Origin of the sequence: Pseudomonas sp. B21-048, assembly GCF_024748615.1 — a bacterium.
Taxonomy (GTDB): Bacteria; Pseudomonadota; Gammaproteobacteria; order Pseudomonadales; family Pseudomonadaceae; genus Aquipseudomonas.
In genome coordinates this window covers 74,487-95,085 of record NZ_CP087168.1, presented here as the reverse complement: position 1 = coordinate 95,085, position 20,599 = coordinate 74,487, and the positions used below count along the sequence as shown (strand labels likewise).

Below are 20,599 nucleotides of genomic sequence, written 5' to 3'. Positions count from 1 at the left end.
AGACTTTCCAGGGATGATTCATTTTGATCAGGCCGCGTCCAAGCCTTGGGTTACTTGATCGCGTTTTACGCATTTTGTTTCCGGGGATGTTTCTTTTGTTATTGAATGGCTGCACCAGCATCAGCTATTACGGCCAACTGGCCAGTGGTCAGCTGCACTTGCTGCGGGCGCGAGAGCCGGTCTCCAGTGTGATTGCCGATCCCGGCCGCGATCAGCAATTGCGCGCGCATCTGGCCCAATCACAAAAGGCCCGGACATTCGCCAGCCAACATCTGCACCTGCCGGACAACCCGAGCTACCGCCTGTACGCCGACATCGGCCGACCGTTTGTAGTCTGGAACGTCTTTGCCACGCCGGAGTTTTCGCTGAAGCCACAGAACCATTGTTTCCCCATCGCTGGCTGCGTCGCCTATCGCGGGTATTACAGCCAGAGCGCTGCCCGCGGTGAAGCCGCCTTGCAGCGTCTGCAAGGTATGGACGTGTCGATCGGCGGCGTCGAGGCCTATTCGACGCTCGGTTGGTTCAACGACCCGATCATGAGCTCGATGATGGATTGGGGCGACGAACGGTTGGCGACGCTGATTTTTCACGAACTCGCCCATCAACGTTTTTATGTGAAAGACGACACCGAGTTCAACGAGTCCTTCGCCACCTTCGTCGAGCAGGAAGGCACTCGGCAATGGCGCGCATTCCGCAGCCTGCCACCCGATAACGGAGCGCTGGTGCAGCAACGTGACCAGTTCATCCAATTGGTTTTGGACGCCCGCAAGAGACTGGAACAGCTTTACGCCTTGCCGCTTCCTGCCGAGCAAATGCGCGAACGAAAAGCGGCAGAGTTCGAACAATTGCGCCGTGAATACCGGACGCTGCGCGACAGCCAATGGGCCGGAAACAAACGCTACGACGCCTGGATCAACGCCCCGATGAACAACGCCCGGCTACTGCCGTTTGGTTTGTACGACCAATGGGTGCCGGCGTTTGCCACGTTGTTCAGGCAGGTTGATGGGGATTGGAAGAAGTTTTATGCGGCGGTGGAGAGGCTGGGCGCGTTGCCGGTTGGGGAGCGTAAGGCGGCGTTGAAAGTGTTGGCGGAATCAAAAAGTAGCGGTAGCTGAGCGCGCCCCTTCGCGAGCAGGCTCGCGATGGCGATTCAACTAACGCCGCAAAAACGCCTGATGCAACTCATCCAGCGTCTCGAAGTGATACGCCGGTGCTTCGGCGCTCAACTCCTCTCGGCTGCCAAACCCATAACCCACCGCCGCCGCGTCCAGTCCATTGCTACGAGCGCCGATCAGATCGTGTTTACGGTCACCAATCATCAGCGTGTTGGCCGGGTCCAGGCCTTCTTCGCTCATTAAGTGCGCAATCAGCTCGACCTTGTTGGTCCGCGTGCCATCCAGCTCGCTGCCGTAAATCACTTTGAAATGCTTGGCGAAGTCGAAGTGCCGGGCGATTTTCCGGGCGAAAACCCATGGTTTTGAAGTCGCGATGTACAGCTGTCGCCCTTGCCCACCGAGGTTTTCCAGCAGCGGCATGACACCGTCGAACACCCGGTTCTCATACAGCCCGGTAACCTTGAAGCGCTCGCGATAGAAGTTCACCGCTTCCCAAGCTTTCGGCTCGTCGAAGTCGTAGAACTGCATGAACGCCTGCAACAACGGCGGGCCGATGAAGTGCTCGAGCCTGGTCAGGTCCGGTTCATCGATCCCCAGTTTGCTCAGGGCGAACTGGATGGAACGGGTGATGCCTTCACGCGGGTCAGTCAGCGTGCCATCGAGGTCGAACAGTACGGTTTGATAATGCATGAAAATTCCTGAGCAATAGCGAGACGCTTTTCGTTATGAAAAGGCTTAGAGCTGGTCGTAGCCTTCGGCCAGATGCAGGTCCTTGAGCTTCACGTAGTTCGCCGCGCTGTAGGCAAAAAAGGCTTTTTCCTTATCAGTCAGCGGCCGGATCTGTTTCACCGGGCTACCGACGTAGAGGAATCCGCTTTCCAGGCGCTTGCCCGGGGGTACCAGGCTGCCAGCGCCGATGATCACATCGTCCTCGACCACCGCACCGTCCATGACGATGCTGCCCATGCCGATCAGAATCCGGTTACCCACGGCGCAACCATGAAGCATGACTTTATGCGCGATGGTCACATCGTCACCGATCAGCAGCGGGAAGCCATCGGGGTTGAATGGTCCGGCGTGGGTAATGTGCAACACGCAGCCGTCCTGCACGCTGGTGCGCGCACCGATTCGGATGCGATGCATGTCGCCGCGGATCACCGTCAGGGGCCAGACGGAGCTGTCTTCGCCGATTTCGACGTCGCCGATCACCACCGCCGAGCCGTCGACAAAGGCGCCTTTGCCCAGCAGCGGCGTGTGGTTCTGATACTTGCGAAGGGTCACGATAGGCTCTCTCTCTTTTGCTGATAGCTGCGGTGAGCGTCGATTGTAATTAAGATGGGGCCATGTTTCTTCCCGCATGTTTTCCAGCCAAGGTGCCAACCGTGAGCGTGAACAACCCTCTTCTGCAGTCCTACGACCTGCCGCCATTCTCGGCGATCCGTGCCGAACACGTGCAACCGGCCATTGAAAAGATCCTGGCTGACAACCGCGCCGCCATCGTCGACATCCTCAAAGTCCAGGGTAAACAACCGACCTGGGCCGGCCTGGTGCTGGCAATGGATGAGCTCAACGATCGTCTGGGCGCCGCCTGGAGCCCGGTCAGCCACCTCAATGCCGTGTGCAACAGCGCCGAGTTGCGCGAAGCCTACGAGGCTTGCCTGCCGGCCTTGAGCGCCTACGCCACCGAGCTGGGCCAGAACCGTGAACTGTTTCAGGCCTATGAAGCGCTGGCCAACAGCCCAGAGGCTGCCGGCTTCGACGTGGCGCAGAAAACGATCCTGGAACACGCCCTGCGTGACTTCCGTCTGTCGGGTATCGACCTGCCTGCGCCAGAGCAAAAACGTTACGCCGACGTGCAGAGCAAACTGTCGGAGCTGGGCAGCCGCTTCTCCAATCAGTTGCTCGATGCTACCCAGGCCTGGACCAAGCACGTCACCGACGAAGCCGCCCTCGCCGGCCTGACCGAGTCGGCCAAGGCGCAAATGGCCGCCGCCGCACAAGCCAAAGAGCTGGATGGCTGGTTGATCACCCTGGAATTCCCGAGTTACTACGCGGTGATGACCTACGCCCAGGACCGCGCCCTGCGTGAAGAAGTCTACGCCGCCTATTGCACCCGCGCGTCGGACCAAGGCCCGAATGCCGGTCAGAATGACAACGGCCCGGTCATGGAAGAAATCCTCGACCTGCGTCAGGAACTGGCAAAGCTATTGGGTTTCTCCAGCTTCTCGGAGCTGAGCCTGGCCACCAAAATGGCCGAGTCCAACGATCAGGTGCTAAGTTTTCTGCACGACCTGGCCAAACGCAGCAAGCCGTTCGCCGCCCAGGATCTGCAGCAGCTCAAGGCCTACGCCGCCGAACAGGGTTGCCCGGATCTGCAAAGCTGGGACAGCGGTTTCTACGGTGAAAAACTTCGCGAACAGCGCTATAGCGTCGCCCAGGAAACCCTTCGCGCGTACTTCCCGATCGACAAGGTTCTGGGTGGGCTGTTCAGCATCGTCCAGCGCCTGTACGGCATCGAGATCGCCGAGCTGAAAGGCTTCGATACCTGGCACCCGGACGTTCGCCTGTTCGAAATCAAGGAAAACGGCCAGCACGTCGGCCGCTTCTTCTTCGACCTGTATGCCCGCGCCAACAAGCGTGGCGGGGCCTGGATGGACGGCGCCCGCGATCACCGCCGCACAATCAACGGCGTGCTGCAAAGTCCGGTGGCGAACCTGGTGTGCAACTTCACCCCGGCCGACAGCGGTAAGCCGGCCCTGCTGACCCACGATGAAGTGACCACCCTGTTCCACGAATTCGGTCATGGCCTTCATCACCTGCTGACCCGCGTCGAGCATGCTGGCGTGTCCGGCATCAATGGCGTGGCTTGGGATGCGGTCGAGCTGCCAAGCCAGTTCATGGAAAACTGGTGCTGGGAGCCGGAAGGTCTGGCGCTGATTTCCGGTCACTACGAAACCGGCGAGCCGTTACCTCAGGATCTGCTGGAGAAAATGCTCGCGGCGAAGAACTTCCAGTCCGGCCTGATGATGGTCCGCCAGCTGGAGTTCTCGCTGTTCGACTTCGAATTGCACGCCACCCACGGCGACGGACGCAGTGTGCTGCAAGTGCTCGAAGGCGTGCGCGACGAGGTTTCGGTCATGCGTCCGCCGGCCTACAACCGTTTCCCCAACAGCTTCGCCCACATCTTTGCCGGCGGTTACGCGGCGGGTTACTACAGCTATAAATGGGCTGAAGTATTGTCGGCCGATGCCTTCTCGAAATTTGAAGAAGAGGGCGTGCTCAATGCCGAGACCGGTCGCGCGTTCCGCGAAGCGATCCTGGCACGGGGCGGCTCCCAGGAACCAATGGTGTTGTTCGTCGACTTCCGTGGCCGTGCGCCATCGATTGACGCACTCTTGCGCCACAGCGGCCTGAGTGAGGACGCGGCAGCATGAGTGAGGGACCTGTGATTACCAAAAAACGCTTTATCGCCGGGGCGGTCTGCCCGGCCTGCAGCGAGCCGGACAAGTTGATGATGTGGAACGAAGACGCCGTTCCGCATCGCGAGTGCGTGGCCTGCGGTTATTCCGACACACTGAATGAACAAGGTCTGTCGGTGCCCAAGGAATTGGGCACGCGGGTCAATACTTCGGCACTCAAGGTGCCGGACACCAAGGTCCAGGCCGTGCAGTTTTTTCCGAACCCTAAGTTGAAGAAGAAGCCAGACGAGCAACACTGAGTACTGGAAATCACCTTCCACTGCGTCATGCAGTGGAAGGCGTTACTTATTCGACATGGGCCGATTTGAACCAATTCTTCATCGAGCAACTGGCAAATGGACTGGTGCTGCAATCACCATTGGCCAGCGCCGTACGAAGTTTGTCGACATGGGCCTGCATCATGTAACGCACACCTTCCTTGAAATGGGTGCTGTCACCAAAGCCGCCCTGGGTCATTTCATTCAGCGCGTCTTCCTTGCTCCAGCCCTGCACGACCACTCGGTACATCGCGGCCATCAGGCCGGTGCGGTCAGAACCATGCTTGCAGTGCATCAGCACCGAGCCTTTGGCTTCGGCGATCTGAATCGTGCGAAGGGCCTTGAGCACATCACTGTCATCCACGTGATTGGTGCGATAGGGCAACTGTACCAGTGCGATATCGGGTGTGGACAACCAGGTTGAATCTGACTCGGGCAGAAAGTTGATGACGGTGCCGACCTTGAGTTTCTTCAACAGCGGTACCGCTGTGCGATCGGGCAATGCGCTGCGGTACAGCGTCGGGGACATTTGAAAGAGGTTGTACTTGGCTTCTACCGGTTGAGCCCAGTCCACAGGACGAGGTGCAGCCGAGTCGTCAGCGTGGGCCAGCGTCAGGTTGAAAAGTACGGCCAGCGACAAAAAGAGTGTCGCGGGTAAAAGGCGCAGTAGGGACATGCTCAGGTTGACCGTGAAGTGTGGAGAGTAACCGACAGCCTGAGCCTGGGACAGTCAAAAGCCTGTGAGGCCACTGTCAAAGAATCGTGAATCCAATGAAGATAAAACCAGGCCAGCCTATACACTCTGGCTGACCTGGAAACAACGTTAAACTTCAGGGATTTATAATGCTGGAATAAGCCTTGGCCAGCGCCAACAGTTTTGCCTTGTCGTCATTATCGATATCACCGTCCCCGTCCACATCGCTGTTGACGGTCTTGATAGTGAAGGACCGACCCGCATCGCTGGAAACCGCTGTCACATAGGCAGAGTCGACCAGTGCTATGGTCTGCACTTCATTGACCGGGTCCCACCCCAACTCTTTACGGGCAAGTTGCATCGATACCTGAGCTTCATGAGGGTGGGTAATGTTGGGTGCCAGTAGTTGTAAAAAAACACCGCGCTGATTAAAAAACGACATGATTAGATCCTTCTAGTTAATTGATCAACGACAACTTCGTGTGGAACAGATAGTACTGGCAATTTTTGTAACCGCGCCACTTTGCATATGTTTCTCGCGATGACTGTCGCAAAATTTTTTGATCGTTAGTTATTGTTTTAGTTTGTTTCTTTTATCTCGGGTATAAAGCTGCCGAACGGCACTGGCCTATCGTTTGACGCTCAGATACTGTATACACATACAGTTATTGGACCTTTATCGATGAATACGCCTCTGCCCCCTCGTGGTCGCGGCACCGCGACCAACCCGCACAACCGCTTCGCGCCCAATCGTTCGGTGGCCGAGGATGACGGCTGGTATCAGGAAGTGCCGATCACCCAAGGCACCGAGGTACGCATTGAAACCGCAAAAACCATCATCACCCGCAACAACTCACCGGATTTGCCCTTCGATCGTTCGATCAACCCTTATCGCGGCTGTGAGCACGGCTGCATCTATTGTTACGCACGGCCCAGCCACGCTTATTGGGACCTGTCACCGGGGCTGGATTTCGAAACCAGACTGATCGCCAAGACCAACGCCGCCGATGTGCTGGAAGAACAACTGTCCAAACGCGGCTATCAATGCGCCCCCATCAACCTGGGCTCCAATACCGACCCTTATCAGCCGATCGAACGTGAACACAGAATCACCCGCAAAACCCTGGAAGTACTGCTGCGTTACCGCCATCCGGTGACCATCATCACCAAGGGCTCGCTGATCCTTCGCGATCTGGACTTGCTCGCCGAACTCGCCGAACACAGGCTGGTGGCGGTGATGATCAGCCTGACCACCCTGGATGATGAACTCAAACGCATCCTCGAACCTCGCGCCGCGGCGCCCAAGGCACGATTGCGGGCGATCCGGGTGATGCGCGAAGCCGGGATTCCTGTAGGCGTTTTGTGCTCACCGATGATTCCAATGATCAACGACAGCGAACTCGAAAGCCTGCTCACCGAAGCCCATGCGGCCGGCGCGCAAAGCGCGGCCTACATGATGTTGCGCCTGCCACTGGAAGTGGCGCAGCTGTTCGAAGAGTGGCTGGCTGCGCACTATCCTCAGCGGGCGGCTCATGTACTGAGCCTGATTCGCCAGAGTCGTGGGGGCGAGCTCTACGACAGCCGGTTTGGCGCTCGTATGCGCGGTGAAGGGCCGTTTGCCGATCTGTTGGCGCAACGTTTCGCCAAAACCATCAAGCGTTTGGGGCTCAATCGCCGGGAAGGTTTCAATCTGGATTGCGAAGCCTTCTGTCCGCCGGGTCGCCAAATGTCGCTGATTTAAAAGCAATTGACCCATGATTGAGTCGAGAAAACGACTAGGCTGATCACGTTTTCTTGGCCTGGAACACTCGTTCTAGAGCGTTTTATTCAGTTTGAGTTAAGATTCAACGGCTACCTTGTTCATCGAGTGACTGACGGGTCTGGCCTTTCGACCTGGACGTTTTTTAAACAGCCACTGGCTTCATACCGGACAAAACGGGAAAATTCCCTGACTCCGCCAAAGAGGATGAATCATGAGTGACAAGGATAAACAGCCGTTGGCTGCGTCGGCTTCAGCCCAACCCGAGGCGGAAACCGCCGATGCAGCGCTGCAGCATATCGTTGACGGCTTTTTGCACTTTCATCACGAGATCTTTCCACAGCAGGAAGAACTCTTCAAAAAACTCGCCACGGCCCAGCGGCCTCGAGCGATGTTCATCGCGTGTGCCGATTCACGCATCGTTCCCGAACTGATTACTCAAAGCGCCCCCGGCGACTTGTTCGTGACCCGCAACGTCGGCAACGTCGTGCCGCCCTATGGGCAAATGAACGGCGGTGTTTCCACGGCCATCGAATACGCGGTGCTGGCTCTCGGCGTGCAGCACATCATTATCTGCGGGCACTCTGACTGTGGCGCCATGCGCGCAGTGCTCAACCCGCAGAGCCTGGAAAAAATGCCGACGGTAAAGGCCTGGCTGCGTCATGCGGAAGTGGCGAAAACCATGGTCCATGACAACTGCCATTGCGCTGACGAAAACGAGAGCATGCACATTCTCACCGAAGAGAATGTGATCGCTCAGTTGCAACATTTGCGTACGCACCCGTCGGTGGCTTCGCGTATGGCCAACGGTCAGTTGTTTATTCATGGTTGGGTTTACAACATCGAAACCAGCGAAATCAAAGCTTACGACGCGGATCAGGGGTGTTTCCTGCCGCTCGACGGCAGCCATCCGATTCCGGTGGCGACGCCTAAAGCGCGCTTCTAAATCCTCCGTGTGGTTTAGCCGAGGCTGCTGATCTGGCAGCCTGCTTTGCCATGCCTGAAGAAAACTTCGGGAGAGTCACCATGCGTGCTACTCAATTAAAAGCTGTTCTGCCACGGGAGCTGCTGGCTTCGGTGGTTGTGTTTCTGGTCGCCCTGCCCTTGTGCATGGGTATCGCCATCGCCTCGGGGCTGCCGCCGGCCAAAGGTCTGATCACCGGCATCATCGGTGGCCTGGTAGTCGGCTGGCTTGCCGGGTCGCCGCTGCAAGTCAGCGGCCCGGCGGCGGGGCTGGCGGTATTGGTGTTCGAACTGGTGCGCCAGCATGGTATCGCCATGCTCGGGCCGATCCTGCTGCTGGCGGGTTTTCTGCAATTGGTGGCCGGGCGCCTGAAACTGGGTTGCTGGTTTCGGGTCACGGCGCCGGCGGTGGTGTACGGCATGCTCGCCGGGATTGGGGTGCTGATTGTGCTGTCACAGGTGCATGTGATGCTCGATGCCGTGCCCAAACCCTCGGGGCTGGATAATCTGGCGGCCTTCCCCGCTGCAGTGATTCAGGCTTTGCCTTCGTTTGGCTGGCAGGCGGGTTTGCTCGGGCTGTCGACCATTGCCGTGATGTGGCTGTGGGAAAAATTCCGCCCGCATTCCCTGCGTTTCGTCCCTGGAGCATTGCTTGGCGTCGGTCTGGCAACGTTCGCAAGCCTTGTGCTCGCATTGCAGGTCAAACGTGTAGAGGTCCCGGCTAATCTGGCAGAAGCCATCGACTGGTTGCGCCCGGCGGATCTGCTCAATCTCGCAGACCCGACCTTGCTGATCGCTGCCTTCGCCGTGGCCTTTATCGCCAGCGCCGAAACCTTGCTGTCAGCCGCCGCCGTGGACCGCATGCACAGTGGCCAGCGCTCGGACTTCGACCGCGAATTGTCGGCGCAAGGCGTGGGCAACATGCTGTGTGGTCTGCTCGGCGCGCTGCCGATGACCGGGGTGATCGTGCGCAGTTCGGCCAACGTTCAGGCCGGCGCCACCACTCGGCTGTCGGCGGTGTTTCATGGTCTGTGGTTGCTGGCTTTCGTGCTGCTGCTGTCGAGCGTGCTGCAAAGCATTCCAGTGGCGAGTCTGGCGGGGGTTCTGGTTTACACCGGTTTCAAACTGGTGGACCTCAAGGCCTTTCGCGGTCTGGGCCGTTATGGCCGGATGCCGATGTTCACCTACGCGGCGACCGCACTGGCAATCATCTTCACCGACCTGTTGACCGGCGTGCTGATCGGCTTCGGCCTGACGCTGGCCAAACTGGCCTGGAAGGCTTCGCGCCTGAAAATCAGCTTGATCGATCTTCCGGCGGACGGCGAGATGGAGCTGCGACTGGTGGGAGCAGCGACTTTTCTCAAAGTGCCGGCGTTGACCCAAGTGCTGGGGAGCATTCCGGCAGGCGCGACGGTGCATGTGCCGCTCAATAACCTGAGCTACATCGATCACTCGTGCCTTGAGCTGCTGGAGGAATGGGGCCGGGCGAATGCGGCCAAGGGTTCGAAGCTGCTGATTGAAGCGCGAGGGTTGAAGCGCAGGCTTGAAGGACGGTTGCGTACTACCGCTGGCGTTGGCTCAACGGCGGGTTGAAGCAAGTCCTCCTGTAGGAGCGAGGCTTGCTCGCGAAGGCGTCCTCGAGTACGCCAAAAGCTTCGCGGGCAAGCCTCGCGCCTACAGGGGATGTATAGGCACTTACGCCGCTGGCTGATCTAGCTCAAGCCCCACGCCCAATTGGCGCGACAGGCACGGCCAGCGCTTCCACGCGGCGCCGGTGTCCGGGCTGTTAAGTTTCTCGCGGTAGGCTTCTACCGACTCCAGCGCGAAACTTTCATCGTCAAGCATCTCGTCCACAGCGTGATGCACCGCCTCATCCAGTTGATTGGCAAATTCCTCACCGATCAGTTGATGGGCAATCAGGTTGGCAACAGTCATGTCCAAGGGGATCAATGGCTGGCCAAAATGCTTGATGTACAGGTCGTTGACCTCTTCGACCAAGCGATGTGCCAGATAAGCTTCATCCAGCAGGCTATCCAGGCCGATGTGCCCGGCCATGATCGCCGGCGGCTGGAGGAAGAACTGTTCGGCGATGTCCAATACCGGCTTGATCTGCGATTCGATGCCCGCTTCCCTGGCGACTTCATTGGCTGCGTCCAGCAGGTCCGGCACTTGTTCTATATACGCGGCCACAAAACGCGTCATCACGCCGTTGGCATCGATATCCGGCAATTGGATGGCGGAATGAAGGTGCGGCAGTTGGGTTTCCAGCTGACGAGTCAACAGGCCGGTCTCGGCCTCATGTTGTTGGGCTTTTTGGATCTGCTCGCGCAATGCGGCGGTGTTCATGAAAACTCCAGGAAACAAAGGCAATGAAATAGGGGAAGACAAACGTAGCTGGCTTACGAAAAATGCTAAGACGCATTGGTCATAATTATTTCATCCTTGAGACATCGAAGTTATATCGATTTGCCACCACTCGTCTGCATCCTTCTCCATTCGTGACCAGGAACGCAAGTCCTACCTGTTTCGGTTGATTTACGCCATCGCGTTGCGAGGTGGCAGTCGCTGTCTATACTCGGTTTTGAATGGAGTTAGCTGATGACGCCCGACTGCCTATGCAGCAAGGCTCGGCGATTCAAGTTCGTAGTCTGAAAAAGCCGCTCCCTTGCCGCAGGTGAAAGCCGGCGGGATAAAAAGAACTATAAGGGGAACCCGCAATGATGCGACATCCACATGTCTGGATGGGCCTCCTGTTGTGGTCGATTTTCAGTCAGGCGCAAGCGGCCTGGACTGTGAATATGGCGCCTGGAGCGACTGAAATCAGTCACGCAGTATTCGATCTGCACATGATCATTTTCTGGATCTGTGTAGTGATCGGCATCATCGTCTTCGGCGCCATGTTCTGGTCGATGATGATCCACCGCCGCTCTACCGGGCAGGTGGCCGCCAAATTTCATGAAAGCACCACCGTCGAAATTCTCTGGACCATCGTGCCCCTGCTTATTCTGGTGGCCATGGCGGTCCCTGCAACCGCCACCCTGATCAAGATGTACGACAACTCTGAGCCGGATATCGATATCCAGGTCACCGGTTACCAGTGGAAGTGGCACTACAAATACCTGGGTCAGGACGTCGAGTTTTTCAGCAACCTGAGCACCCCTGCCGATCAAATCAACAACAAGGAAACCAAGGGCGAGCATTACCTGTTGGAGGTCGACAAGCCGCTGGTGTTGCCGATCGGTGCCAAGGTGCGCTTTTTGGTGACCTCCGCCGACGTCATCCACTCCTGGTGGGTGCCGGCCTTCGCGGTCAAGCGCGATGCGATTCCGGGCTTCGTCAATGAATCCTGGACCCGTGTCGAAAAACCCGGCATCTACCGCGGCCAGTGCGCCGAGCTGTGCGGCAAGGATCACGGCTTCATGCCGATCGTGGTCGAGGTCAAGGAAAAGGCCGACTACGAAACCTGGCTGGGCGAACGCAAGGCGGAAGCCGCGCAGCTCAAAGAGCTGACCAGCAAGGAATGGACCCTCGACGAGCTCAAGGAGCGCGGCGACAAGGTCTATCACACCACCTGCGTAGCCTGTCACCAAGCTGAGGGCCAAGGCCTGCCGCCGATGTTCCCGGCACTCAAGGGCTCGAAAATCGCCACCGGGCCGATCAAGGATCACCTGAACATCGTCTTCCACGGCAAGCCCGGCACCTCCATGGCGGCGTTCGGCAAGCAGCTCTCGGAAGTCGATATCGCAGCGGTCGTGACCTACGAACGTAACGCCTGGGGCAACAACAAAGGCGACATGGTCACCCCTAAAGAAGTGCTGGAGCTGAAACAGGCGGAAAGCAAATGACCCGGTTAATTGCGCACGTAAGGAACCGCTCGGGGCATGACGCCCCGGCCCGCCCAGCCCATCCGTTTGCAGGAGACAGGACATGACTGCTGTAGTCGATGACCATGTTCATACCGCCACCGACCACGCCCACGGCCCCGCCAAAGGCCTGATGCGCTGGGTGCTGACCACCAACCACAAGGATATCGGTACGCTGTACCTGTGGTTTGCGTTCTCCATGTTCCTGCTGGGCGGCTCGTTCGCCATGGTGATTCGCGCCGAGCTGTTCCAGCCGGGACTGCAAATCGTCCAGCCGGAATTCTTCAACCAGATGACCACCATGCACGGCCTGGTGATGGTGTTCGGTGCGGTGATGCCGGCCTTCGTCGGCCTCGCCAACTGGATGATCCCGTTGATGATCGGCGCGCCGGACATGGCCCTGCCACGGATGAACAACTTCAGCTTCTGGCTGTTGCCGGCAGCGTTTCTGCTGCTGGTATCGACCCTGTTCACCCCCGGTGGCGGGCCAAACTTCGGCTGGACCTTCTATGCACCGCTGTCGACGACCTACGCACCGGAAAGCGTGACGTTCTTCATCTTCGCCATCCATTTGATGGGGATCAGTTCGATCATGGGGGCGATCAACGTGATCGCGACCATCCTCAACCTGCGCGCCCCCGGCATGACGTTGATGAAAATGCCGCTGTTCGTCTGGACCTGGCTGATCACCGCATTCCTGCTGATCGCGGTGATGCCGGTATTGGCCGGCTGCGTGACCATGATGCTGATGGACATCCACTTCGGCACCAGCTTCTTCAGTGCCGCCGGTGGCGGAGACCCGGTACTGTTCCAGCATGTGTTCTGGTTCTTCGGTCACCCCGAGGTGTACATCATGATCCTGCCGGCCTTCGGTGCCGTCAGCTCGATCATTCCGGCCTTTTCGCGCAAGCCACTGTTTGGCTACACCTCGATGGTCTACGCCACGGCGAGTATTGCGTTCCTGTCGTTCATCGTCTGGGCGCACCACATGTTCGTGGTCGGCATTCCGCTGGTGGGCGAGTTGTTCTTCATGTACGCCACGCTGCTGATCGCGGTGCCCACCGGGGTCAAGGTGTTCAACTGGGCCAGCACCATGTGGCAAGGCTCGCTGACCTTCGAGACGCCGATGCTGTTCGCCGTGGCGTTTGTCATTCTGTTCTCCATTGGCGGGTTCTCCGGGTTGATGCTGGCCATCGCCCCGGCGGACTTCCAGTACCAGGACACCTACTTCGTGGTCGCGCACTTCCACTATGTGCTGGTGCCGGGGGCGATCTTCGGGATCTTCGCCTCGGCCTACTACTGGCTGCCGAAATGGACTGGCCACATGTACGACGAAACCCTCGGCAAGCTGCACTTCTGGCTCTCGTTCATCGGCATGAACCTGGCGTTCTTTCCGATGCACTTCGTGGGCCTGGCGGGCATGCCGCGGCGGATTCCGGACTACAACCTGCAATTCGCCGACTTCAACATGGTGTCGTCGATCGGGGCGTTCATGTTTGGTGCCACGCAGATCTTCTTCCTGTTCATCGTGATCAAGACCATTCGCGGCGGCGAGCCGGCACCGGCCAAGCCGTGGGATGGTGCCGAAGGCCTGGAATGGAGCATTCCGTCACCCGCGCCATATCACACCTTCACCACGCCGCCGGAAGTGAAATGAATGCTCTAGCCTTTGTGGGAGCGGGCTTGCTCGCGAAGAACGATGACGCGGTCCGTCTGCCAAACTGCAGCGCCTGCTTCGCGAGCAAGCCCGCTCCCACATGGGTTTGTGTGGAGGACTTAAATCATGGCTGATTCGATTTCGATGAAGAAACTGGTCACCCGCCTGGTGCTGGTGGTGGTGGCGATGTTTGTCTTCGGCTTTGCCCTGGTGCCGATCTACGACGTGATGTGCCAGGCGTTCGGCATCAATGGCAAAACCTCCGGGCAGTATGAAGGCGAGCAAACGGTCGACGCCTCGCGGCAGGTTCGCGTGCAGTTTCTGTCGACCAACGCCGCCGACATGACCTGGGACTTCTATCCCAAGGGCGATGAATTGGTCGCTCACCCGGGGGCAGTGAACGAGATGATTTTTATCGCCCACAACCCGACTGATCGCCCGATGAGCGCCCAGGCGGTGCCGAGTATCGCGCCAAGCAACGCAGCCGCGTACTTCCACAAGACCGAATGTTTCTGCTTTACCCAGCAAGTGCTGCAGCCCGGTCAGCGAATCGAGATGCCGGTACGGTTCATTGTTGACCGCGACATGCCCAAAGAAGTGAAGCACCTGACGCTGTCCTACACGCTGTTCGATATCACCGCACGTCATCCGCCCGTGGCTGTTGCAGCAAGCACCGGCGGCTAGGCGTTAAAGCGTGCCCGATAAGGAGAACAATAAATGGCAACTCATGAACATTATTACGTTCCGGCCCAGAGTAAATGGCCGATCATTGCCACGGTCGGCATGTTCGTCACCGTGTTCGGCCTGGGCACCTGGTTCAACGACCTGAAGGCTGCGCGGCCAGAATCCCACGGCCCGCTGATCTTTTTCGTCGGCAGCCTGCTGCTGGCCTACATGCTGTTCGGCTGGTTCGGTACGGTGATCAAGGAAAGTCGCCAAGGACTGTACAGCGCACAGATGGACCGCTCGTTCCGCTGGGGCATGAGCTGGTTCATTTTCTCCGAGGTGATGTTCTTCATCGCCTTTTTCGGTGCCTTGTTTTATGTGCGCAACATCGCGGGGCCGGCACTGGGCGGTGAAGGCACCAAAGGCATCGCTCACATGCTGTGGCCGGCGTTTGAATTCACCTGGCCGCTGCTGAACAACCCGGACTCGAAACTCTTTCCACCCCCCAAGGAAGTCATCAGCCCCTGGGGCCTGCCGCTGCTCAATACCGTGCTGCTGGTGAGTTCCAGCGTCACCGTGACCATTGCTCACCATGCCCTGAAAAAAGGCCATCGCGGCGCACTGAAAATCTGGCTGGCGCTGACCGTGTTGCTCGGTTGCGCGTTCCTCGGTTTCCAGGCCGAAGAATACCTGCACGCCTACAACGAGCTGGGCCTGACTCTGGGTTCCGGCATCTACGGCGCGACCTTCTTCATGCTCACCGGTTTCCACGGCGCCCACGTGACCATGGGCACCATCATTCTGTTCGTGATGCTGATGCGGATCATGCGCGGGCACTTCGATGCCGACCATCAATTCGGCTTCGAGGCGGCGAGCTGGTACTGGCACTTCGTGGACGTGGTGTGGATCGGTCTGTTCGTTTTCGTCTATGTGCTTTAGAGCAGCTTCAAGCCGCAAGCTTGAAGCTTGAAGCTGCGCGCTTTGCGCGCCCTACCAAGGCACGTGAGACACCAACTGGCCGCTGAAAAAACCCCAGGCGATCAAGCCGACAGTGGTGGCGGCCAGCGCAACACGAACACTCAAGGCGATGACCAGGCGATTGGAATGGCTGTCGTCCTTGACCAGAAAAAACAGGCCGCTGAACAGGCTGACAATCGTGGCAATCAGCATCAGGACGATGGCTGCTTTGAGCATGGTGACACTCCGGGGGACAGGCGATGCATTTGAGTATAGCTATCGCGACTACCGACTTTCTGGCGACGCCATGAAGCGCTTCCGGCCGGGCTTCGTGCCGACCCTGGTGGTCGCGATGCTGCTGCCTTTGCTGGTGTCACTCGGGTTCTGGCAGTTGAGCCGGGGCGCGGAGAAAAGCGCGCTGCTGCAAAGCTACGCCGAGCGCCGGACGGCCGAACCGATGACCAGCACTGAACTGCAACAGACCGAAGATCCGGACTTCCGTCGGGTTCGCCTGCACGGCCAGTTCGATGCCGAACACAGCCTGCTGCTGGACAACCGTCAGCGCGATGGCAAGGTCGGGGTCGAACTGCTGCAACCGTTTCAGGACCGGGCGACCGGGCTCTGGCTGCTGGTTAATCGCGGCTGGCTGCCGTGGCCGGATCGGCGCACACCGCCGTCATTCACCACACCGACTCAGGCATTGAGCCTCGACGCCTGGGTCTACGTCTCCCCCGGCGCAACGTTCCAGTTGCACGCCGACCCAGACGCCACGACCTGGCCACAACTGGTCACCGCCATTGAACCGCCCAGGCTCTGGGCGGCGCTTGGCCGTGACGGTTTCGCCTATGAATTACGCGCGCAAAGCGGTCCCGCGACCTACCAGGCCGATTGGCCGGTGGTGGCCATGGGGCCGGAAAAACACGTGGCTTATGCCGTGCAGTGGTTCGCCCTGTCGATCGCCCTGCTCGGCCTTTACCTCTATCTCGGCTGGCACAACGCAAAGGAGAACAATAATGGGAGCGGCCATGAATCCACTCGGCATGTCTGAGGCGAAAACGCCGGTCAATCGTCGGCGCGGGCGCTTGCAGTTGTTACTGATCCTGTTGGGAGTGGTGGGTCCGATGATCCTCGCCACCGGCATGTACAAATTGCAGTTCTGGGTGCCGGAGGGCCGCAGTTATCACGGCGAACTGATCGGCAACGGCCAGACCCGCGCCGACATCGGCGTACCGGCGCAAGAAGACCGCTGGCAATTGCTGGTGACTGCGCCCAAGGACTGTTCGGTGGACTGCCAGCAGTTGGTTTATCTGGCGCGCCAGATCCAGATCGGCCTCGGTCGCGATGCCTCCCGCGCCAGCCATGCGCTGGCCATCGCGCAGCCACTGAACAGCGATTACGAGACTAAGCTTCAACGTGAGTACCCGCAGCTGCAACGTTATTCACTGGACCCGCCGATCTACATCAAAGGCGCTCAGAGCAATGACACGCCGCACCTGTGGATCATCGACCCTCACGGCAATCTGGTGCTGCGCTACGACCCGACGGTGAAGGGCAAGGACCTGCTCAACGACCTGCGCCATTTGCTGAAACTGTCGAACATCGGATAAGGGCATCGTCATGGCCAAACCTGGATTTCGCCTCGCGCTGTTTGCCACCTTGCTGGCACTGATTGTGGTGTTGCTCGGCGCCTACACACGCCTGACTCACGCGGGCCTTGGCTGTCCGGACTGGCCCGGCTGCTACGGTTTTATCAGCGTGCCGAACAGCGAAGCCCAACTGGCCCATGCCGAACTGCATTTTCCCGACGCACCGGTGGAGGCTCACAAAGGCTGGAACGAGATGCTCCATCGCTACTTCGCCGGCACGTTGGGGCTGTTGATCGCGGTGTTGGCGGGCCGCGCCTGGACCCATCGTCATCATCCGGGGCAACCGGTGAAGTTGCCGCTTTTCCTGTTGGCAGTGGTGATTGCCCAAGCGGCGTTCGGCATGTGGACGGTGACGCTCAAGCTCTGGCCGCAAGTGGTCACCGGGCATTTGCTCGGTGGCTTTGCGACCTTGAGTCTGTTGTTTCTGCTGACCTTGCGCCTGTCCGGCGTGTTGCCGGCGCTGACCGTGCCCCGGCGTTTGCAGCACTGGGCGACCGCCGGGTTACTGCTGGTGATCCTGCAAATTGCCCTGGGTGGCTGGGTCAGCTCCAATTACGCGGCGGTGGCCTGCATCGACTTTCCGACCTGCCACGGACAATGGCTGCCACCGACTGATTTCGCCAACGGCTTTCACCTGACCCAACACATCGGCCCCAATTACCTGGGCGGACAACTGGACAGCGATGCCCGCACCGCGATTCACCTGACTCACCGTATCGGCGCACTACTGGTCACCTTCGTTCTGCTCGGTCTGGCCTGGCAACTGAAGGTCGTCGGCATGACGCGCTTGGCCGGCATAGTGCTGATCGCCCTTGCCGCACAAATCACCCTGGGCATCAGCAACGTGGTGTTTCACTTACCGCTGTGGGTGGCCGTCGCCCACAACGCCGGTGGCGCAGCGCTGCTGCTGACGATGGTGCTGGTCAATTATCACGCGCGAACCAGCCTGGTTCGGGTCAAGCAGCCGACACGCTGGCGCTTCAGCCCGCGTAAACATTCAGCCGGGCCCATAACAGTAAAAGGAGAGGTGCCATGGCGATTCTGATCGGCGAACATCACAGTCGGGCTATCTGGCGCGATTACCTGGAGCTAACCAAGCCAAAAGTGGTGGTGCTGATGCTCATCACCTCGCTGGTCGGCATGTTTCTCGCGACGCGCGCCGGGGTGCCGTGGACGGTGCTGGTGTTCGGCAATCTGGGGATTGCCTTGTGTGCCGGCGGTGCGGCGGCGGTCAACCATGTGGTGGACCGGCGCATTGACGCCGTCATGGCCCGGACCCACAAGCGGCCCTTGGCCGAAGGTCGGGTATCTCCGAGCGCTGCGCTGACGTTCGCCTTGGTGCTGGCGCTGCTCGGCCAGGCTTTGCTGCTGGCCTTCACCAACCCGTTGACGGCGTGGCTGACCCTCGCGTCCTTGCTCGGTTATGCCGTGGTTTACACCGGTTTCCTGAAACGTGCGACGCCGCAGAACATCGTCATCGGCGGCCTCGCAGGTGCGGCCCCGCCGCTGCTTGGCTGGACCGCCGCCACCGGTCATGTCAGCGCCGAACCGTTGCTGCTGGTGCTGATTATCTTCGCCTGGACCCCGCCGCACTTCTGGGCGCTGGCGATTCACCGCAAGGAGGAATACGCCAAGGCTGACATTCCGATGCTGCCGGTGACCCATGGCGAGCACTACACCAAAGTCCACATCCTGCTTTATACCTTTGCGCTGCTGGCCGTCAGCCTGATGCCCTACGTGATCCACATGAGCGGCGTGCTCTACCTGATTTGTGCCCTTGTACTGGGCGCGAGGTTTCTGCAATGGGCCGTGGTGCTGTACCGTGGCACTCGGCCGCACGCGGCGATCAACACGTTCAAGTACTCTATTTACTACTTGTTCCTGCTGTTTATCGCGCTGCTCGTAGACCACTACTTACTGTTGAACCTATGACTCGAACCCAGAAAACCGTCTTCATTCTCGTCGCCTTGATCGCGCTGATCCTGGGCTTGACCATCAATAAAGTACTGACCGGAAAAAACCAGGGCGACCCGACGGCACTGATCGATGCGGGGATCATCCTGTTACCCCAAAGCCGTAACCTGCCAGACGTGAAAATGACCGATCAGGATGGCAAGCCGGTGGCGGTCAACGAGCTGAAAGGCAAGTGGAGTTTGCTGTTCTTCGGCTACACCTTCTGCCCGGACATCTGCCCGACCACCCTCGCCCAGCTGCGGCAGATCAAGAGCGAACTGCCGGCGGATGCGGTGGACAAGTTGCAGATCGTTTTGGTCAGCGTCGACCCAAACCGCGATACGCCCAAGCAACTCAAGCAATACCTGGGTTACTTCGATCCGCAGTTCATCGGGCTGACTGCATCCTCGGTCGAAGACCTTCAGAAGCTGGCCAATGCGGTGAGTATTCCGTTTATTCCGGCGGACACCAGCAAGCCTAATTACACCGTCGACCATAGCGGTAACCTGGCGGTGATCGGACCGGACGGGACTCAACGCGGGTTCATTCGTGCACCGTTGAACAACCAGAAGCTGGTGGCGCAGTTGCCGGTAATGCTCAAGCGCGAATAACCAACACCCACCCCTGTAGGAGCCAGCGGTGGTATTGCAGGCATAAAAAAACGGGGACGCAATCAATGCGTCCCCGTTTTTTTGATCGTTCCCACGCTCCGCGTGGGAATGCAGCCAGGGACGCTCTGCGTCCCCTTCAACGTCAGAACGCTGGCAATACCGCGCCTTTGTACTTCTCGAGGATGAAGGCTTTCACTTCTGGGCTGTGCAGCGCCGCAACCAGTTTCTGCATCGCGGCGCTGTTCTTGTCGTCCGGACGGGCAACGAGGATGTTTACGTATGGCGAGTCGCTGCCTTCGATAACCAACGCATCCTTGGACGGATCGAGCTTGGCTTCCAGCGCGTAGTTGGTGTTGATCAGCGCCAGGTCGACCTGGGTCAGCACGCGCGGGATGGTCGCGGCTTCCAGTTCGCGGAATTTCAGGTCCTTGGTGTTCTCGGTGATGTCCTTCACGGTCGACAGGATGTTGTTCGAATCCTTCAACTTGATCAGGCCAGCCTTGGCCAGCAGCAACAGCGCACGACCACCGTTGGTGGCGTCGTTCGGGATCACCACGTTGGCGCCGCCCGGCAGCTCGGTCAGCGCTTTGTACTTGCTGGAGTAAGCGCCCAGCGGTTCCAGGTGCACGCCGGCAACGGCAACCAGATGGGTGCCCTTGGCCTTGTTGAACTCATCCAGGTACGGCTGGTGCTGGAAGAAGTTGGCGTCCAGACGCTTCTCGGCCACCTGCACGTTCGGCTGGACGTAGTCGGTGAACACCTTGACGTTCAGGTTCACGCCTTCTTTGGCCAGGGCCGGTTTAACGAACTCGAGGATTTCCGCGTGAGGCACCGGGGTGGCCGCGACTGTCAGGGTGTCGGCAGCGTGTGCGGAAAAGGCTGCAACGGCAGCGAACGCGACGAGTAGTTTTTTCATTCAGCTAACTCCTTGTGGGTGCCCGCTTGCGGCGCCCGTTTGGCGCCTGCCAGCGAATGGCCG

22 protein-coding genes are annotated in these 20,599 nt (G+C 59.0%); 15 read left to right on the top strand and 7 right to left on the bottom strand.

Going from position 1 to position 20,599, the window contains the following annotated elements:
• The first annotated feature begins 23 nt into the window (after positions 1-23).
• Positions 24-1,115, top strand: a complete 1,092-nt coding sequence (locus LOY56_RS00445; RefSeq protein ID WP_258618666.1) for an aminopeptidase — start codon at positions 24-26, stop codon at positions 1,113-1,115.
• Positions 1,116-1,154: 39 nt separating this feature from the next.
• Here the strand turns inward: LOY56_RS00445 and LOY56_RS00440 are convergent, their stop codons facing one another.
• Positions 1,155-1,805, bottom strand: coding sequence for an HAD family hydrolase (locus LOY56_RS00440; RefSeq protein ID WP_258618665.1), 651 nt, complete (start codon positions 1,803-1,805; stop codon positions 1,155-1,157).
• Between the two features lie 45 nt (positions 1,806-1,850).
• Entirely contained in the window at positions 1,851-2,396 is a 546-nt protein-coding gene (locus LOY56_RS00435) for a gamma carbonic anhydrase family protein (protein WP_258618664.1), read from the bottom strand.
• Positions 2,397-2,497: 101 nt separating this feature from the next.
• Here LOY56_RS00435 and prlC point away from each other — a divergent pair, with 101 nt between their 5' ends.
• Entirely contained in the window at positions 2,498-4,549 is a 2,052-nt protein-coding gene (prlC, locus tag LOY56_RS00430) for an oligopeptidase A (RefSeq protein ID WP_258618663.1), read from the top strand.
• Positions 4,546-4,833: a YheV family putative zinc ribbon protein gene (locus LOY56_RS00425; RefSeq protein WP_258618662.1), complete on the top strand. Its 288-nt coding sequence runs from the start codon at positions 4,546-4,548 to the stop codon at positions 4,831-4,833. Before prlC ends, LOY56_RS00425 begins: the two co-directional genes overlap by 4 nt.
• Positions 4,834-4,879: 46 nt before the next feature.
• Here LOY56_RS00425 and LOY56_RS00420 read toward each other — a convergent pair whose 3' ends face one another.
• Both LOY56_RS00420 and LOY56_RS00415 read right to left on the bottom strand, forming a co-directional pair.
• The gene (locus LOY56_RS00420; protein ID WP_258618661.1) at positions 4,880-5,527 is read right to left on the bottom strand and encodes a tyrosine-protein phosphatase; all 648 of its coding nucleotides are present in this window, start codon (positions 5,525-5,527) and stop codon (positions 4,880-4,882) included.
• A gap of 154 nt (positions 5,528-5,681) precedes the next feature.
• Positions 5,682-5,987 carry a hypothetical protein gene (locus LOY56_RS00415; protein WP_258618659.1) on the bottom strand — a complete coding sequence of 102 codons (306 nt, stop codon included), beginning with the start codon at positions 5,985-5,987 and terminating at the stop codon, positions 5,682-5,684.
• 240 nt (positions 5,988-6,227) lie between these two features.
• Here LOY56_RS00415 and LOY56_RS00410 point away from each other — a divergent pair, with 240 nt between their 5' ends.
• From LOY56_RS00410 to LOY56_RS00400, 3 genes are all read left to right on the top strand, one after another.
• Entirely contained in the window at positions 6,228-7,286 is a 1,059-nt protein-coding gene (locus LOY56_RS00410; protein ID WP_258618658.1) for a PA0069 family radical SAM protein, read from the top strand.
• Positions 7,287-7,518: 232 nt separating this feature from the next.
• Complete coding sequence (locus tag LOY56_RS00405; RefSeq protein ID WP_258618654.1) at positions 7,519-8,250, top strand: carbonic anhydrase; 732 nt, start codon at positions 7,519-7,521, stop codon at positions 8,248-8,250.
• Positions 8,251-8,330: 80 nt separating this feature from the next.
• Positions 8,331-9,860 (top strand): SulP family inorganic anion transporter, encoded by a 1,530-nt coding sequence (locus LOY56_RS00400; RefSeq protein WP_258618652.1) that lies wholly within the window; start codon positions 8,331-8,333, stop codon positions 9,858-9,860.
• A gap of 102 nt (positions 9,861-9,962) precedes the next feature.
• Here the strand turns inward: LOY56_RS00400 and LOY56_RS00395 are convergent, their stop codons facing one another.
• The gene (locus tag LOY56_RS00395; protein ID WP_258618650.1) at positions 9,963-10,613 is read right to left on the bottom strand and encodes a hypothetical protein; all 651 of its coding nucleotides are present in this window, start codon (positions 10,611-10,613) and stop codon (positions 9,963-9,965) included.
• A 371-nt stretch (positions 10,614-10,984) separates the two neighbouring features.
• On the opposite strand from LOY56_RS00395, the gene coxB reads away from it, so the two are divergent.
• The 4 genes from coxB (at position 10,985) to LOY56_RS00375 (ending at position 15,392) form a co-directional block, all read left to right on the top strand.
• Positions 10,985-12,112, top strand: coding sequence for a cytochrome c oxidase subunit II (gene coxB, locus LOY56_RS00390; RefSeq protein ID WP_258618646.1), 1,128 nt, complete (start codon positions 10,985-10,987; stop codon positions 12,110-12,112).
• An 82-nt stretch (positions 12,113-12,194) separates the two neighbouring features.
• On the top strand, positions 12,195-13,787 hold the full coding sequence (ctaD, locus tag LOY56_RS00385; protein WP_258618638.1) for a cytochrome c oxidase subunit I: 1,593 nt from the start codon (positions 12,195-12,197) through the stop codon (positions 13,785-13,787).
• A gap of 126 nt (positions 13,788-13,913) precedes the next feature.
• Entirely contained in the window at positions 13,914-14,471 is a 558-nt protein-coding gene (locus tag LOY56_RS00380) for a cytochrome c oxidase assembly protein (protein ID WP_258618636.1), read from the top strand.
• A 33-nt stretch (positions 14,472-14,504) separates the two neighbouring features.
• The gene (locus LOY56_RS00375; RefSeq protein WP_258618634.1) at positions 14,505-15,392 is read left to right on the top strand and encodes a cytochrome c oxidase subunit 3; all 888 of its coding nucleotides are present in this window, start codon (positions 14,505-14,507) and stop codon (positions 15,390-15,392) included.
• Positions 15,393-15,443: 51 nt separating this feature from the next.
• Here the strand turns inward: LOY56_RS00375 and LOY56_RS00370 are convergent, their stop codons facing one another.
• A complete protein-coding gene (locus LOY56_RS00370) occupies positions 15,444-15,647 on the bottom strand; it encodes a twin transmembrane helix small protein (RefSeq protein ID WP_258618633.1) in 204 nt (67 codons plus the stop codon).
• Between the two features lie 70 nt (positions 15,648-15,717).
• On the opposite strand from LOY56_RS00370, the gene LOY56_RS00365 reads away from it, so the two are divergent.
• Genes LOY56_RS00365 through LOY56_RS00345 form a run of 5 tightly spaced genes read left to right on the top strand, consistent with a single transcriptional unit; the run spans position 15,718 to position 19,620 of the window.
• A complete protein-coding gene (locus tag LOY56_RS00365) occupies positions 15,718-16,458 on the top strand; it encodes an SURF1 family protein (protein ID WP_258618632.1) in 741 nt (246 codons plus the stop codon).
• On the top strand, positions 16,424-17,017 hold the full coding sequence (locus tag LOY56_RS00360; RefSeq protein WP_258618631.1) for a hypothetical protein: 594 nt from the start codon (positions 16,424-16,426) through the stop codon (positions 17,015-17,017). Before LOY56_RS00365 ends, LOY56_RS00360 begins: the two co-directional genes overlap by 35 nt.
• A 10-nt stretch (positions 17,018-17,027) precedes the next feature.
• Positions 17,028-18,101: a heme A synthase gene (locus tag LOY56_RS00355; RefSeq protein WP_258618630.1), complete on the top strand. Its 1,074-nt coding sequence runs from the start codon at positions 17,028-17,030 to the stop codon at positions 18,099-18,101.
• The gene (gene cyoE, locus LOY56_RS00350; protein ID WP_258618629.1) at positions 18,089-18,988 is read left to right on the top strand and encodes a heme o synthase; all 900 of its coding nucleotides are present in this window, start codon (positions 18,089-18,091) and stop codon (positions 18,986-18,988) included. Before LOY56_RS00355 ends, cyoE begins: the two co-directional genes overlap by 13 nt.
• Positions 18,985-19,620, top strand: coding sequence for an SCO family protein (locus tag LOY56_RS00345; RefSeq protein WP_258618624.1), 636 nt, complete (start codon positions 18,985-18,987; stop codon positions 19,618-19,620). Before cyoE ends, LOY56_RS00345 begins: the two co-directional genes overlap by 4 nt.
• Positions 19,621-19,762: 142 nt before the next feature.
• Here LOY56_RS00345 and LOY56_RS00340 read toward each other — a convergent pair whose 3' ends face one another.
• Positions 19,763-20,536 carry a MetQ/NlpA family ABC transporter substrate-binding protein gene (locus LOY56_RS00340; protein WP_258618623.1) on the bottom strand — a complete coding sequence of 258 codons (774 nt, stop codon included), beginning with the start codon at positions 20,534-20,536 and terminating at the stop codon, positions 19,763-19,765.
• Between the last annotated feature and the right edge of the window lie 63 nt (positions 20,537-20,599).

Bases quoted from the DNA above. Each gene is read 5' to 3' on its own strand.
- LOY56_RS00355 (WP_258618630.1), top strand. From the start codon at position 17,028: ATGGCCAAACCTGGATTTCGCCTCGCGCTGTTTGCCACCTTGCTGGCA.
- LOY56_RS00415 (WP_258618659.1), bottom strand. From the start codon at position 5,987: ATGTCGTTTTTTAATCAGCGCGGTGTTTTTTTACAACTACTGGCACCC.
- LOY56_RS00370 (WP_258618633.1), bottom strand. From the start codon at position 15,647: ATGCTCAAAGCAGCCATCGTCCTGATGCTGATTGCCACGATTGTCAGC.
- LOY56_RS00400 (WP_258618652.1), top strand. From the start codon at position 8,331: ATGCGTGCTACTCAATTAAAAGCTGTTCTGCCACGGGAGCTGCTGGCT.
- LOY56_RS00365 (WP_258618632.1), top strand. From the start codon at position 15,718: ATGAAGCGCTTCCGGCCGGGCTTCGTGCCGACCCTGGTGGTCGCGATG.
- LOY56_RS00375 (WP_258618634.1), top strand. From the start codon at position 14,505: ATGGCAACTCATGAACATTATTACGTTCCGGCCCAGAGTAAATGGCCG.
- LOY56_RS00425 (WP_258618662.1), top strand. From the start codon at position 4,546: ATGAGTGAGGGACCTGTGATTACCAAAAAACGCTTTATCGCCGGGGCG.
- LOY56_RS00410 (WP_258618658.1), top strand. From the start codon at position 6,228: ATGAATACGCCTCTGCCCCCTCGTGGTCGCGGCACCGCGACCAACCCG.
- LOY56_RS00420 (WP_258618661.1), bottom strand. From the start codon at position 5,527: ATGTCCCTACTGCGCCTTTTACCCGCGACACTCTTTTTGTCGCTGGCC.
- LOY56_RS00405 (WP_258618654.1), top strand. From the start codon at position 7,519: ATGAGTGACAAGGATAAACAGCCGTTGGCTGCGTCGGCTTCAGCCCAA.
- LOY56_RS00440 (WP_258618665.1), bottom strand. From the start codon at position 1,805: ATGCATTATCAAACCGTACTGTTCGACCTCGATGGCACGCTGACTGAC.
- LOY56_RS00340 (WP_258618623.1), bottom strand. From the start codon at position 20,536: ATGAAAAAACTACTCGTCGCGTTCGCTGCCGTTGCAGCCTTTTCCGCA.
- LOY56_RS00380 (WP_258618636.1), top strand. From the start codon at position 13,914: ATGGCTGATTCGATTTCGATGAAGAAACTGGTCACCCGCCTGGTGCTG.
- LOY56_RS00360 (WP_258618631.1), top strand. From the start codon at position 16,424: ATGGGAGCGGCCATGAATCCACTCGGCATGTCTGAGGCGAAAACGCCG.
- coxB (WP_258618646.1), top strand. From the start codon at position 10,985: ATGATGCGACATCCACATGTCTGGATGGGCCTCCTGTTGTGGTCGATT.
- LOY56_RS00395 (WP_258618650.1), bottom strand. From the start codon at position 10,613: ATGAACACCGCCGCATTGCGCGAGCAGATCCAAAAAGCCCAACAACAT.
- cyoE (WP_258618629.1), top strand. From the start codon at position 18,089: ATGGCGATTCTGATCGGCGAACATCACAGTCGGGCTATCTGGCGCGAT.
- LOY56_RS00345 (WP_258618624.1), top strand. From the start codon at position 18,985: ATGACTCGAACCCAGAAAACCGTCTTCATTCTCGTCGCCTTGATCGCG.
- ctaD (WP_258618638.1), top strand. From the start codon at position 12,195: ATGACTGCTGTAGTCGATGACCATGTTCATACCGCCACCGACCACGCC.